The organism is Mitsuaria sp. BK041, assembly GCF_014193085.1.
GTDB lineage: Bacteria > Pseudomonadota > Gammaproteobacteria > Burkholderiales > Burkholderiaceae_C > Roseateles.
In genome coordinates this window covers 2,715,705-2,728,464 of sequence record NZ_JACHYT010000001.1, presented here as the reverse complement: position 1 = coordinate 2,728,464, position 12,760 = coordinate 2,715,705, and the positions used below count along the sequence as shown (strand labels likewise).

The following is a 12,760-nucleotide window of genomic DNA, read 5'->3' as shown; positions in this document are numbered from 1 at the left end:
GGCCGAGGGATCAGCGGGCCGAGACGCCTTCGGTGGCGGCGCCCTTGGCGTCCTTGGCGGCGAAGCGCTGCACCAGCTCGGCGTACTTGGGTGAAGCCTTCAGCGCCGCGTAGCGGGCCTCGGCCTGGGCGCGCTGGCCGGCGTTCAGCGCGAAGTCCTCGGTGCGGTCGACGGCGGCCAGGCCGGACTCGCGATAGATCGCCAGGTCGGCCAGCACTTCGGCGCGGCTCTTCTGACTCGGGGTGATGGGGTCCAGGTGGCTGTAGCTCTGCGCGAAGGCCGGCACGGCGGCGGTCGACAGGGCGATCAGGGCGGAGGCGATCAGGGTCTTGGCATTCATGATGGTGTCCTTCCAGGAGAGCGGTGGATCGGGGTGTCGTCGTTCGGTTCGCTGTTGCGTTTGCCGATGGACGAAGAGTAGGCAGTGCCCCGGATCGCATAAATGGCGGACTCCGGAATGTGCCGTTGTGCATGGCGCAACAATCGCCGCCCTCCGTCATTTGTCCCCGCCGCTTCCGCCGATTGCCGATGGCCGCGAGCGCGCGGCATTCCTACGCTGAAGGCCATCACCATCCTTCGCGAGGCCCCCCATGCCGCTGTGGCTCTATCACCTGCCGGTCTGGCAGTTCGGATCCTTGCTGCTCGCCGGCTGGATCATCCCGGCGCTCGCCAGCTTCGAGCTGGTGCACCGCCTGTGGAAGCCGCGCTTCGATGACACGGACAAGGGCCTGGCCCTGACGCTGCTGGCGCTGGTGGCCACGCTGAACTCGCTGCTGCTGGCCTTCTGCGCGGTGTCCGTGTGGGAGTCGTTCCGCAGCGCCGACTCCGCGGTCAGCAACGAGGCGGTGACCTTGAGCGCGCTGTCCCGCGACCTGGCCGTGATGGGCACGCCGCCGGCGCTCGAGGCGCGCGAGCGGGTCCGCGCGTACACGCGGTCCATCCTCGACGAGGAGTGGCAGGACATGCAGGGCACGCCCGGCGGCACTGGCATCGCCGGCGGCGGCCTGCACGTCAACCGCATCTTCCGCGCGGTGCAGCGCATCGAGCCCGGCACCGCCGCCCAGCAGGCGCTGCTGCACGAGATCTGGGCCCGCACCAACGAGATGCTGAAGTTCCGGCGCGAGCGGGTCAGCGCCAGCGAGTCGACCGTGCCGGCATCGCTCTGGTTCGTCGTGATCGCGGGCGGCGTCATGTCGCTGATCCCGCTGCTGGTGCTGCCGGCCACGGTGTTCAACCGGGCCGCGGTGATCTTCCTGTCCTTCTCGACCGGGCTGGTGTTCTTCTTCATCGCCCAGATGGACCGGCCCTTCGTCGGCGACCTGAGCATCAGCCCGCGGCCCTACGAGCGGACGCTGTCGGGCATGGAGAGCTGGGACCAGGGGCCGCGCTGATCGGCCCGGGCCGACGTCACTCCGCAGCCGGGCGCCGGAACACGAGGTCGCCGTCGTCGTAGGTCAGCAGCGGTGGCGCGGTCGCCGGATCCCCCGGCACGTAGCCGCAGCGCGTCAGCAGGCGGGCGCTGCGCGCGTTCTCCGGCAGCGTGGTCGCCCAGAACGCGACGCCCGGACTGACGCGGGCGATTTCCTCGTGGAGCCACCGCAGGCCTTCGGTCGCGTGGCCGCGGCCCCAGTGCGCGGTCCCCAGCAGGAACGCGACTTCCGCGATGCCGTCGTGGACCGTCGCTTCCAGCCGGCCGATGAGCTCGCCGGTCGCCGCCAGGCGCATCGCGTAGTTGAGCCAGCGCTGGTCGGCATGGTCGTCGGGCGGTCCGGCCAGGGCCCGGCGCAGGCCGAGCGCGACCAGCGCCGGGGAGTCCGGCAATCCGCCGATGTGCTGGTAGACGCGCTCGTCCCACAGCAGGGCGGCCATCGCGTCGAGGTCGGTGTCGATGAGCGGCGACAGGCGCAGCGGGCCGCGCAGGGTCGACGCGGTGGACTCGGGCGATGGCGGTGAAACGGGCATTCGGGAAAAGACGCAAGCCGGGACCGGCAGCGCGGATTTGTCAAAGCGGCCGACAGTATGGCTCGCGCGCCGGCCGACAATCGCGGCATGACTCCGCCGTCCTCCGCCGATTCGCCGCGCCACTCGAGCTCTTCCCCGACTTCATCCGCGACCCCGACCGCCGCGCCGGACCCGCAGCATCGTTTCGACGACGTCGAGCGCGCCGCCGTCTATCGCGCGATCGCCTTGCGTCGCGACATGCGCCACTTCACGCCGTCCGCGCCCTTGCCCGACGAGCAGCTCGAGCGCCTGTTGCAGGCGGCGCATGCGGCGCCGTCGGTCGGGCTGATGCAGCCTTGGCGATTCATGCGGCTGAGCACGACCGCGTGGCGCGAGCGTCTGATGCCCATCGTCGAGGCGGAGCGCCGGCGCACCGCGCAGGCGCTGGGCGAGCGCGGCGCGGAGTTCCTGCGGCTCAAGGTCGAAGGCCTGCGCGACTGCGCCGAACTGCTGGCCATCGTGCTGGCGCCGGACGACGGCACCGTCTTCGGCCGCCGGAGCCTGCCGCGCGAGATGGCCTGGTGCTCCGCGGCCTGCGCGGTCCAGAACCTGTGGCTCGCCGCGCGGGCGGAGCACCTGGGCCTGGGCTGGGTCTCGATGTTCGACCCCGCGGCGCTGCGCCAGGCGCTGGCCCTGCCCGAGGGCGCGGAGCCGCTGGGGCTGCTGTGCCTCGGCCCGGTCCCCGACTTCTACGAGCAGCCGATGCTCGAGGCCACCGGCTGGCGCCAGGCACGGCCGCTGCGCGAGATGCTGATGGAGCCGCCGGCGCCCTGAGGCGCCGGCCCGAGCCTGCTGCGAAGCCGTCTGCGAAGCCGTCCGCCGAGCGTTCTGCCAAGCGTCTGCCAAAGGGGACAGGCGCCGCGCCGCAAGCCCCTGTAGGCTTGCGCCTTCCCATGACTGGACGGCCCCATGACCACTGATACCTGCCAGCAGCTGCGCCGCGCGCTGCTCGACCTCCACCGCGCGCTGGTCGACCTGGAGCGCGGCGACTTCGAGAAACAGCATGGTCCGCAGAGCGCGGGCGAGTTCCTGCAGGTGATGGCCTTCAGCGAGGACATGCGCTGGCTGGAGCCGCTGAGCCGGCTGATCACCATGCTGGACGAAGCCATTGACGGCGCCGCCGACGCGGCCGCCACGCCGCGGGCGGTGGCGCAGCGCGCGCGCGACCTGCTGGGACTGGACCGCGACAGCGCCGATCCGTTCAAGCAGCGGTATGCGCAGCGCTTCGACCAGTCGCCGCCGCTGGTGCATGCGCATACGGCAGCCATCGCGGCGCTCAAGGCGGTGGGGACGGTCGCGCCGGGCCCGCGCGCGTGATCGTTGGTAAGTGCGCAGTAAGACGTGCCCTTCGAGGATGCGGCCTCCTTTCACCGCCCTCCCGGGAACCCTCATGCTCACGCAGAAACGACTCCTCTCGCTCGCCCGATCGCTTGCAGGTCCGCACGTTCGCACGGCGCTGTTGCGCGCCTCCCTGTCCTCCGCCGCGGTGATCTGCGCCGCGGCCCCGTCGGGTGTGCTGGCGGCGGGGCCCGGCGGTCCGGCGGGCCAGGAGGGCGAGTCTTCCTCCTGGGGCCTGGGCGTGGGCGTGGTGAGCACCCAGAAGGCCTACAAGGACATCGACCGCGAGAACAGGGCGCTGCCGATGATCCAGTACGAGAACCGCTGGGTGCGCGTCTTCGGTCCGGGCCTCACGGTGAAGCTGCCGCGCTGGCAGGTCGCGCCGGGCCACCAGGTCGACTTCGGCCTCGTGGCCAAGTGGGACGGCAGCGGCTACGAGGCCGGCGACGCGCCCATCCTGAACGGCATGGCCGAGCGCAAGGGCGGCCTGTGGGCCGGCGCGAAGGCGAGCTGGAAGAGCGACATCGCCGAGCTGGGCGCCGAGTGGACCGCCGATGCCTCCGGCCACAGCAAGGGCCAGCGCCTGGCGCTGACGCTGGAGCGCTCCTGGCGCCTGGGCCAGCACGTCATGCTGACGCCGCGCCTGGGGGCGCAGTGGGTCGACAAGAAATACGTCGACTACTACTACGGCGTCCGCGCGAGCGAGGTCACCGCGACGCGGGCCGCCTACCAGGGCAAGTCGACCGTCAACGCCGAGCTGGGCCTGCGCGGCACCTACCTGTTCAATCCGAAGAACGCGGTCTTCGTCGACGTCGGCGTGACGAGCCTGGGCAGCGGCATCAAGGACAGCCCGCTGGTGGATGGCTCGACCGAGAATCGCGTCTTCGTCGGCTACCTGTACCGCTTCTGATGCCGCGCCGCGTGCGACCGGGGGCCGGGCGTCAACCCGCATCGATCGCCGAGGCGCATGGCTGGACGCTGTCGGCGGAGCCCGAGGATCCCGGCCTGCGCCTGGTCGTCACCCGCGCCGGCCCGGCGTTGCCGTAGCCGGCCCGACGGTCATGCGGGCGGGCGTCGACGCTGGCGCCGCATGCACCGTGATGCCCGGTCGACGCGGTCCCTCGCCGGCCCAGCGCCAGAGCGACTGCGCCATCGCCTCGGCCGCCGCGGAGAGCGCGCGGTCGCGGCGGCGGATCAGGTAGATGTGGCGCTGCAATCCGGTCTCGGCGATCGGGCGGGCGACCAGGTCCGGATGGGCGAAGTGGAACAGCGTCAGCGCCGGCACCAGCGTCACGCCCAGTCCGGCGATCACCATGCCGGCCACCGAGCTCAACTGCTCGAGAGTCAGTACCGGGGTCAGCGGCCGGCCCGGCAGCGCCGCGTCCAGCGCCTGCCGCACGCTGCTGTGCCGCGCCAGGCCGATGAGCGGCTGGCCTTCGAGCTCGGCCAGCGACGGCCTCCGGCGTCGTGCCAGCGGGTGGTCGCGCCGGCAGACCAGGAAGAAGACATCCGACAGGAAGGGCTCCACGGACAGCTCCGGCGCGGTGGCGCGCAGCGCGGCGAGCGCCAGGTCGGCGCGGCCGGAGCGCACCCGCTCCACGCAGCTTTCCGACAGCACGTCGGCCAGGTCCAGCTCGATGCCGGGATAGGTGCGGCGGAAGGCCGCGAGGTGCGGCGGCAGCCAGCCCGCCGCCAGCGCTGGCAACGCGGCCAGCGCCACCCGGCCGCGGCGCCGCGCGACCTGGTCGCGCAGGTCGTCGGCCGCGAGCCGCATGTCCTGCAGCAGGCGCCGGGCCGGCTCCAGGAAGAGGGCGCCTTCGGCGGTGGGCTCGACCGTGCGCGTGGTCCGGTCGAACAGCCGCGCGCCCAGGCCGTCCTCCAGCGTCCGGATCAGCGCGCTGAAGGCCGGCTGCGACAGATGGCAACGCGCGGCCGCGCGGGTGAAGCTGCGTTCCTCCGCCAGCGCGACAAAGGCCGCGAGCTGTCGGGCCGACAGGTTGGCCAGCGGAAAATCCGGCGCGGAGGGTGAGAGCGGGTCGGGCTGATTCATTGGCAATCTCGATGAATGAATCCAAACAATCGAATTCTCCGATAAGGCCGGCACGACTAGAGTCGCCCACATGGACACCCGCCAGGACACGACCAGCGCCACCGATCCGACACTCTCGACCGTCGCGACCTCCGACGCTGGTGGCTTGCTGGTCGGTTGCGCGGCGGGCTTTTCCGGGGACCGCACCGACGCCGCCCGGCCGGTGGTGGACACCTTGATCCGGCTCGGTGGTCCTGCCGTACTGATCTTCGAGACGCTGGCCGAGCGCACGCTCGCGCTGGCTCAACTCGCGCGCCAACGGGATCCGGAGGCCGGCTACGAGCCGCTGCTGGATGAGATGCTGCGGCCGGTGCTCGCCGACTGCCTGGCGCATCGCATTCCGATCGTCGGCAATTTCGGCGCGGCGAATCCGCCGGCGGCGGCCCGACGGGTGGCCGCGATCGCGGCCGAGCTCGGCCTGCGGCCGCCGGTCGTGGCGGTGGTGGCCGGCGATGCCTTGGTGTCGCCGGACCAGCGCGCGCGGCTCGCCGCGGCGCTCAAGGAGGACGGCCCGCCGCTGCCCGACGGCGCCATCGCCAGCGCCAATGTCTATCTCGGTGCCGAAGGCATCGCCGAGGCCTTGCGGCGGGGCGCTGACGTCGTGGTCACGGGGCGGGTGGCCGATCCGTCGTTGACCGTGGGGCCGGCGCTCGCGCATTTCGGCTGGGCGCTGGATGACTGGGACCGGCTGGCCGGCGCGACGATGGCCGGTCACCTGCTCGAGTGCGGCGCCCAGGTCTGCGGCGGTTATTACGCCGATCCGGGCTTCAAGGACGTGCCGGACCTCAGCCGCGTCGGATTCCCGATCGCGAGGATCGACGCCGACGGCGCCTGCACGATCTTCAAGGCCGATGGCACGGGTGGTCGCCTCGACACGCACACGGTCAAGGAGCAGCTGCTGTATGAGCTGCACGATCCGGCCGCCTACCTGACGCCGGACGTCGTCGCCGACATCAGCGCCGCGAGCGTGACGCCGGTTGGCCCGGACGCGGTGCGCTTGGATGGTGTGCGGGGTCATCCGCGCCCGGCGACCTTCAAGGCGAATGTCTTCTTCGCCAACGGCTGGTTGGCGGAGGGTGAGATTTCCTATGCGGGGCCCGGTGCCGAGGCGCGCGCGCGGCTCGCCGGCGAGGTGCTTCGAGCGCGATTGGATGCACGCGACCGGCAGGGCCCGTTGCGGATCGACCTGATTGGAGTGACGAGCGTGCTCGGCGATGACGCCGGCGATGCCTTGCGGCGGCGCGCGCCGGGCGACGCCAGCGACGTGCGCCTGCGTGTCGCCGCGAACCATCCCGACCGTGCCGGAGCCGACCGCCTGACCCGCGAGGTCACCGCGCTCTACACCTGTGGTCCTGCGGGCGGTGGCGGTGTCCGCACGAATCTCCGCCCCCGCCTCGGTCTGCGTTCCTGCCTGTTCCCCCGAGAACATGCGCCCGCCACCGTCACGCTGTCGTCCGATGGCAACGAGGGCGCCGTCACGCAGTCTCCCGATGGCAGCGAGGGCGTGATCACGCGGTCTTCCGCTGGCAGCGAGGGAGGGTGGGGCCGGAATGGGGCTTGGGGGTCCAGGAGGGATCCCCCATGCCCCGTGGAGAGCCCGCGCTTGGCCTCCCGACCTGCGGCCTCCGCAGCGCCCACGTCACACGCAGCACACCCAGCACCGGAGCCCTCAACCCCCACCCGCCAAGTCGAACTCCGCGCTGCCGCTCACGGCCGCACCGGCGACAAGGGCGACCGTTCCAACATCAGCGTGATCGCCTGGCACCCGGCGCTGTATCCGCTGCTGGTTGAGCAACTGACCGAAGATGCTGTCGCGCGCCAGTTTGCGTCCCGCCGCCCGACGCGGGTGACGCGCCACCTGTTGCCGCGCCTGGGCGCGATCAACTTCGTGCTGGATGGCGTGCTCGACGGTGGCGTCAATGATGCGCTGAACCTGGACAGCCACGGCAAGGCCTTGTCCTTCGTCGTGCTGGCGATGCCGCTGATGGTGCCGGAGACGCTGGTCCCGTGGCTGCGAGGCCCGGGCATGGATCACAACGAGACGATGGAGACTGCTTGATGACTGTCTTGAAACCGACGACCCGCCGCCGGGCGGTGTTGGTCGCCGCCGCCACATGCGCCGCGACCCTCGCATGGACCAGCCTCGCGCAGGCGCAGACCGGCGCCGCGGCCTATCCGAGCAAGCCGATCACGCTGCTCGTGCCCTTCGCCGCCGCCAGCGCGACGGACCAGTTGGCGCGGGCGCTGGGCCAGGCGATCACCGAGCAGACGCGGATTGCCGTCGTCGTCGACAACAAGGCCGGCGCCAGCGGCATGATCGCGGCGCAGCAGGTCGCGCGCGCCGCGCCCGACGGCTACACGGTGCTGATCGCCACCAACACCACGCAGGCCGCCAATCCGCATCTCTTCCGCAAGCTGTCCTACGACCCGGTCAAGGACTTCGCGCCGGTCACCGGCCTGGGCAAGGGCGGGCAGGTGATGGTGGTCAAGGCCGACGGCCCGTACCGCAGCGTCGCCGATGTCATCGCGCGCGCCAGGCGCGAGCCGGGCAAGGTCAGCTTCGGCAGCGGCAGCGCCTCCAGCCGCGTCGCCGGCGAGCAGTTCCAGCAGCTGTCCCACACGCAGCTGCTGCACGTGCCCTACAAGAGCAATCCGCCCGCGTTGACCGACCTGATCGGCGGCCAGGTCGATTTCATGATCACCGACACGGCCACCGGCCTGCCGCAGATCAAGGCCGGCAAGGTGCGGGCGCTGGGTTTCTCGATGACGCGCCGCTCGCCGCTGCTGCCCGATGTGCCGACGCTCGACGAGGCCGGCGTCAAGGGCTACGACATGAGCTACTGGTTCGCCGCCTACGTGCCGGCGGGCACGCCCGCGCCGGTCGTCCAGCGCCTGCGCGAGCTGCTCGGCGCGGCGCTGCGCAGCGCGCCGGCGAAGGCCTTCTTCGAGAGCGCCGGCGTCGATGCGTGGTCCAGCACGCCGGAAGAGCTGCGCGCCTTCCAGGAAGCCGAGACGCGCAAGTGGGGCCAGATCATCAAGGCCGCCGGCATCGAGCCGGAATGAGGCGAGGCGACGGGCGCGTCGATCGCGGCGCCTTCAGCGCGCTGGCGCCTGCTCCGGCCATCCCGGACCAGGCAGGTGCTGCAGCTCCAGGGTGATGATCAGACAGCAGGGGCGCCCCATGTACTCGAGCGGCACCGCATTGAGCACGGCCGGATGGATGGCGCCGGCGGCGTCGCGCAGCCGGACCACCATGTCGGTCACGCGGCCCTGACTGCCCAGCACGCGGTAGAAGACATCGCGGTCCTCGGCGATCACGCCGTAGGCATGCGAGGCGGTGGTCGTGCCGGCCACCTCCTGCACCGTCTTGCCGTAGCGCCGGCACAGCGCCTGGTTGGCCTCGACGATGCGGCGGTCCTCCACCGACACGATCGCCATGGGCACCGGCGCCGCGTCGAAGAGCCGCTGGAAGCGGTCCCGCCCGGCCTCGATCTCGCGCAGCGCGGCCTCGCGCGCGCGGCGGCTGTCCACGCTGTCCAGCGCGAACGACAGGTCCGCGCCGAGTTCCTCGAGCCGCGCCATCAGCTCGTCATCGAAGAAGTCGGGCACGCGCGCGCACAACATCAGCGCGCCGGCGACCTCGCCCGCGCGGCGGATCGGGATCCAGGCGATCGCCCGGATGCCCTGGGCGACGGCCTCCTCGCGCCAGCGGCCGGCCTGCGCGTCCAGCACGTAGTTGTTGCTGACGGCGCTGCGGCCGTCGCGCAGCACGCGCGCGGTGTAGGTGCCCTGGACCTCCGGCAGGCGCAGGTCCAGCGGGTCCGGCACGTTGCGCAGCACCTGCGCCGCCGGGCCGGCGAAGGCCACGCGGTGCGCCAGCTCGCCGTCGCGCAGGTAGACGGCGGCCAGGGCGGCGTCACCGGCATCGACGCAGATCTGGCAGGCCTCGTGGAAGAGGGCGCGTTCATCGTCGATGCGCAGCACCAGGCGATTCGCACGCGCCATGGTGAGCAGCACGCGGCCCATGCGTTCGGCCTGGGCCAGCGCCGCACGGTGTGCACGGCGCTGACGCGCGAGCCCCCACAGCAGGCCCGCGATGCAGGCCGCCAACAGCAGGACGAGGAGTGACGCTGCACTCATGGGATTCCTTCGGAAGCGGGCAGGGCGGGCGACCGCCACCGGTGATTCACCGGCTCGCGGTCGCCCGTCGAGTATCCCTGTCCGTTCCCGGTGCGCGGCATCCGCGCGTCACCCGATCCCGGGATGGACGCGCGTGGCGGCCGGGTGGCCTGCCGCCGCGCAGAGGAGGCGCCCGCCGCCGAAGCCGCCTCAGTACGCGAGCCGCAGCGAGACCGAGTAGTTGGCCGGCGCGCCGTAGTAGGTGTTGTCGTACTGGTCCAGCACGAAGTACTTGCGGTCCAGGAGGTTGTTGCCGTTGAGCTGCACCGACACCTTGGGCGAAACCTGGTAGCGCGCCATCAGCGACAGGTTGGTCACGCTGCCCTGGCGCAGCGTCGTGCCGCCGCCGGGCGTGCCGACGGCCGCCGAGCTGGACGACTGCCAGTTGACACCGCCGCCCAGCGTCAGGCCGGGCACCCAGCGGGCCGCGTCCCAGGTCGCGAACAGCCGCACCATCGTGCTCGGGATGAAGGTGCGGATGGTCTGGTCGTCGCCGTCCTTGGTGATGTAGCGCGTCCAGCCCAGCGAGGCCTGCACGCCGTCGACCACCCGGCCCGACAGCTCGAACTCGAAGCCGCGGGTGCGTGTGCCGTCGATGGCCTGCGAGGCGGTGGTGCCGTCCGGCAGCAGCACCGGCGCGCCGGTCACCGGGTCGAGCACCGGCGCGGCGACGTTGTCCTGCTTGGTCTTGAACAGCGTCAGCGAGGTGTTCAGGCGCTTGTTGAAGTGCTCGCCCTTGATGCCGACCTCCACCGAGTTGCCGTCCATCGGGTCGAGGTAATGGCCGTTGACGTCGCGGCTGCTCTGCGGCTTGAAGATGCCGGTGTAGCTGGTGAACACCGAGAACTCGGGCAGCACGTCCCACACCAGGCCGGCGTAGGGGATGGCCTTGGTGTAGTCGTACTTGGACGTCGTCGGCGAGTCGTAGACGTAGAAGGAATCGATCTTCCAGCGGCCGTAGCGCGAGCCGCCGATCAGCTTCAGCGAATCCGTCAGCGACAGCCGCGCGGCGGCGTAGACCGCGTCCTGGTCGGTCTTGATGTTGTTCAGCGGGGTGGGATCGGCCCAGGCAGGTTCCGGGTAGCTGCCGTTCCATTCGAAGAAGTTGCCCACCGGGGCCAGGTCGCCGGCCACGGCCTGCTCGGTGCCGGTGTTCTTCGCGCGCGAGCCGTTGTAGCCGAGGACCAGCTCGTGCTGGCGACCCAGCAGCTCGAAGGGGCCGGAGGCGTGGACGTCGAGCGCGGTCTCGGTGATCTTGCCCTTGCTGCGGTAGGCCCAGGGCGCCAGTCCTTCGCCAGTCGTCGGATCCGGCCAGCCCGAGACGTAGAACAGCTTGACGTCCTCCTTGTAGACGCGGCGGCTCAGCGACGACCGCAGCGTCCAGCCGTTGCCGAACTGGTGGCGCAGCTCGCCGAAGACGGTCTGCGTCTTGCGGTCCCAGTAGGACCAGTCCGGCGCCGTGGTCACCGAGGTCGGCCAGTCGGCCTGCGTGCCGTCGGAGAAGAACTTCGGGAACGAACCCCAGGTGTTGCCGCGCGGCTTGTTCTCCAGGTACTCGAAGCCGGCGGACACGCGCGTGGCCGGCGTCAGGTCCGCGTCGACCACGCCGTAGAGCACGTTGCGGCGCTTGTGATAGAGGTCCTGGTAGTTGTCGGTGCTCTCGACCACCGCGACGCCGCGGGCGCGGATGCGGCCGTCGGCGGTCAGCGGGGTGGAGGCGTCGAGTTCCGCGCGGCGGTTGCTCCAGGAGCCGGCGGTCAGCTTCAGCGACGCGGTGGTCGTGCGGCTGTCCGCATGCTTGCGCAGCAGGTTGATCGACGCCGCCGGATTGCCGGCGCCGGTCATCAGGCCGGTGGCGCCGCGCACGACCTCGATGCGGTCGTACAGCACGGTGTCCAGGGTCTCGTCCACCGACCCGGTGCTGAAGTTGGTGTGGGCGGGCACGCCGTCGTGCATCAGGGTGTCGACGAGGAAGCCGCGTGCGTAGAACAGGACGCGCTCGGTGTCGTAGGCGTTGGAGTAGACGCCGGGCGTCACGTCCAGCACCTGCCGCAGCGAGGTCAGGTTCTGGTCGTCCAGGCGCTGCCGCGTCATGACCGTGATCGACTGCGGCGTCTCGCGCGGCGACAGCGTCAGCTTGGTCGCCGAGGCGGTCTCGGAGGCGGCATACCCTTCGGCGCGCTGTCCGCTGACGGTCACCGGGGCGATGGTGACGGGCTTGTCGGCGTCATCGGCGGGCGCGGCCGATGCCGTCGAGGCGGCGGCGCCAGCGGCCGACCCTTGGGCGGCGACGGCCGCCGCGAACAGGGACGCCGCCGCGGCGATGCCGGCATGGCGGAAGCTCGAACGCGCAGCAGGACGCCGGACCAGGCGCGGGAGGGATCGGATTCGCATGGCAACAGGAGGCCTCGCCAGCCTTGTCGGCCGGCAGGCGTCAGGAAATGGGTAAGTTGTTGATAGTAGTTCCTATTTGAGAACATTCTCATTTGGGGCGTGCGCAGCGCGTGACGAGGCGTGCGAGCTGTTGTCGAAATGGCACGCGGCCGCTCGTCGTGGGGGAGGAGACGAGGCCTCGCCAGGGGTATGCCGGTTGCCCGACCGACCGGCGCCGCGGACGATGTCTCGCCGATCCTCGTTGCAATCCCTTGATGGAGATCCCCATGCTTGCGAAGAACACCATTTGTGTCTGGTACGACCGCGACGCCGAGGAGGCCGCGCGCTTCTATGCGAAGACCTTCCCCGACAGCCACGTCGGCCGCGTCACGCGGGCGCCGGGCGACTTCCCGTCGGGGCAGCAGGGCGACGTGCTGGTCGTCGAGTTCACCGTCTGCGGGGTGGCCTGCATCGGCCTGAACGGCGGGCCGCAGTTCAAGCAGACCGAGGCCTTTTCCTTCCAGATCGCGACCGACGATCAGGCCGAGACCGACCGCCTCTGGCATGCGATCGTCGACAACGGCGGCGCGGAGAGCGCCTGCGGCTGGTGCAAGGACAAGTGGGGCGTGAACTGGCAGATCACGCCGCGCGTGCTGACCGACGCGCTGCACGATCCGGACCGGGCCGCGTCGCAGCGCGCCTTCGCCGCCATGATGGAGATGGGGAAGATCGACATCGCGAAGATCGAGGCGGCGCGGCGCGGTTGAGGCACAGCTGCGC

Annotated in this window: 11 protein-coding genes and 1 pseudogene; 7 read left to right on the top strand and 5 right to left on the bottom strand. The window is 71.2% G+C overall.

Annotation, left to right across the window (positions count from 1 at the left end):
- Positions 1-10: 10 nt before the first annotated feature.
- Complete coding sequence (locus tag FHT38_RS11470; protein WP_183491844.1) at positions 11-340, bottom strand: DUF4148 domain-containing protein; 330 nt, start codon at positions 338-340, stop codon at positions 11-13.
- 250 nt (positions 341-590) lie between these two features.
- Here FHT38_RS11470 and FHT38_RS11465 point away from each other — a divergent pair, with 250 nt between their 5' ends.
- Complete coding sequence (locus FHT38_RS11465) at positions 591-1,391, top strand: DUF4239 domain-containing protein (protein WP_183491843.1); 801 nt, start codon at positions 591-593, stop codon at positions 1,389-1,391.
- 16 nt (positions 1,392-1,407) lie between these two features.
- Here the strand turns inward: FHT38_RS11465 and FHT38_RS11460 are convergent, their stop codons facing one another.
- Complete coding sequence (locus tag FHT38_RS11460; protein ID WP_255488663.1) at positions 1,408-1,962, bottom strand: GNAT family N-acetyltransferase; 555 nt, start codon at positions 1,960-1,962, stop codon at positions 1,408-1,410.
- Between the two features lie 87 nt (positions 1,963-2,049).
- Here FHT38_RS11460 and bluB point away from each other — a divergent pair, with 87 nt between their 5' ends.
- The 3 genes from bluB to FHT38_RS11445 all read left to right on the top strand — a co-directional run bounded on the left by bluB (position 2,050) and on the right by FHT38_RS11445 (position 4,249).
- Positions 2,050-2,775: a 5,6-dimethylbenzimidazole synthase gene (gene bluB / locus FHT38_RS11455; protein WP_183491842.1), complete on the top strand. Its 726-nt coding sequence runs from the start codon at positions 2,050-2,052 to the stop codon at positions 2,773-2,775.
- 135 nt (positions 2,776-2,910) lie between these two features.
- Positions 2,911-3,318 (top strand): hypothetical protein, encoded by a 408-nt coding sequence (locus FHT38_RS11450; protein ID WP_091724865.1) that lies wholly within the window; start codon positions 2,911-2,913, stop codon positions 3,316-3,318.
- Positions 3,319-3,460: 142 nt separating this feature from the next.
- Positions 3,461-4,249, top strand: a complete 789-nt coding sequence (locus FHT38_RS11445; RefSeq protein WP_221213760.1) for a MipA/OmpV family protein — start codon at positions 3,461-3,463, stop codon at positions 4,247-4,249.
- Between the two features lie 108 nt (positions 4,250-4,357).
- On the opposite strand, the gene FHT38_RS11440 is transcribed toward FHT38_RS11445, so the two are convergent.
- On the bottom strand, positions 4,358-5,389 hold the full coding sequence (locus FHT38_RS11440) for a LysR family transcriptional regulator (RefSeq protein ID WP_183491840.1): 1,032 nt from the start codon (positions 5,387-5,389) through the stop codon (positions 4,358-4,360).
- A gap of 145 nt (positions 5,390-5,534) precedes the next feature.
- Between FHT38_RS11440 and FHT38_RS11435 the strand changes: the two are divergent.
- Both FHT38_RS11435 and FHT38_RS11430 read left to right on the top strand, forming a co-directional pair.
- Positions 5,535-6,863, top strand: a pseudogene (locus FHT38_RS11435) (acyclic terpene utilization AtuA family protein); the annotation flags it as partial.
- 623 nt (positions 6,864-7,486) lie between these two features.
- On the top strand, positions 7,487-8,491 hold the full coding sequence (locus FHT38_RS11430; RefSeq protein WP_183491838.1) for a tripartite tricarboxylate transporter substrate binding protein: 1,005 nt from the start codon (positions 7,487-7,489) through the stop codon (positions 8,489-8,491).
- Between the two features lie 33 nt (positions 8,492-8,524).
- On the opposite strand, the gene FHT38_RS11425 is transcribed toward FHT38_RS11430, so the two are convergent.
- Both FHT38_RS11425 and FHT38_RS11420 read right to left on the bottom strand, forming a co-directional pair.
- Positions 8,525-9,568 carry a GAF domain-containing protein gene (locus FHT38_RS11425; RefSeq protein ID WP_183491837.1) on the bottom strand — a complete coding sequence of 348 codons (1,044 nt, stop codon included), beginning with the start codon at positions 9,566-9,568 and terminating at the stop codon, positions 8,525-8,527.
- Positions 9,569-9,757: 189 nt separating this feature from the next.
- Positions 9,758-12,001 carry a TonB-dependent siderophore receptor gene (locus FHT38_RS11420; RefSeq protein ID WP_183491836.1) on the bottom strand — a complete coding sequence of 748 codons (2,244 nt, stop codon included), beginning with the start codon at positions 11,999-12,001 and terminating at the stop codon, positions 9,758-9,760.
- A gap of 266 nt (positions 12,002-12,267) precedes the next feature.
- Here FHT38_RS11420 and FHT38_RS11415 point away from each other — a divergent pair, with 266 nt between their 5' ends.
- Positions 12,268-12,747: a VOC family protein gene (locus tag FHT38_RS11415; RefSeq protein ID WP_091724858.1), complete on the top strand. Its 480-nt coding sequence runs from the start codon at positions 12,268-12,270 to the stop codon at positions 12,745-12,747.
- Positions 12,748-12,760: the final 13 nt, after the last annotated feature.

Excerpts from the sequence above, each read along its gene's own strand:
- FHT38_RS11470 (WP_183491844.1), bottom strand. The coding sequence starts at position 340 with ATGAATGCCAAGACCCTGATCGCCTCCGCCCTGATCGCCCTGTCGACC.
- FHT38_RS11465 (WP_183491843.1), top strand. The coding sequence starts at position 591 with ATGCCGCTGTGGCTCTATCACCTGCCGGTCTGGCAGTTCGGATCCTTG.
- FHT38_RS11460 (WP_255488663.1), bottom strand. The coding sequence starts at position 1,962 with ATGCCCGTTTCACCGCCATCGCCCGAGTCCACCGCGTCGACCCTGCGC.
- bluB (WP_183491842.1), top strand. The coding sequence starts at position 2,050 with ATGACTCCGCCGTCCTCCGCCGATTCGCCGCGCCACTCGAGCTCTTCC.
- FHT38_RS11450 (WP_091724865.1), top strand. The coding sequence starts at position 2,911 with ATGACCACTGATACCTGCCAGCAGCTGCGCCGCGCGCTGCTCGACCTC.
- FHT38_RS11440 (WP_183491840.1), bottom strand. The coding sequence starts at position 5,389 with ATGAATCAGCCCGACCCGCTCTCACCCTCCGCGCCGGATTTTCCGCTG.
- FHT38_RS11430 (WP_183491838.1), top strand. The coding sequence starts at position 7,487 with ATGACTGTCTTGAAACCGACGACCCGCCGCCGGGCGGTGTTGGTCGCC.
- FHT38_RS11425 (WP_183491837.1), bottom strand. The coding sequence starts at position 9,568 with ATGAGTGCAGCGTCACTCCTCGTCCTGCTGTTGGCGGCCTGCATCGCG.
- FHT38_RS11420 (WP_183491836.1), bottom strand. The coding sequence starts at position 12,001 with ATGCGAATCCGATCCCTCCCGCGCCTGGTCCGGCGTCCTGCTGCGCGT.
- FHT38_RS11415 (WP_091724858.1), top strand. The coding sequence starts at position 12,268 with ATGCTTGCGAAGAACACCATTTGTGTCTGGTACGACCGCGACGCCGAG.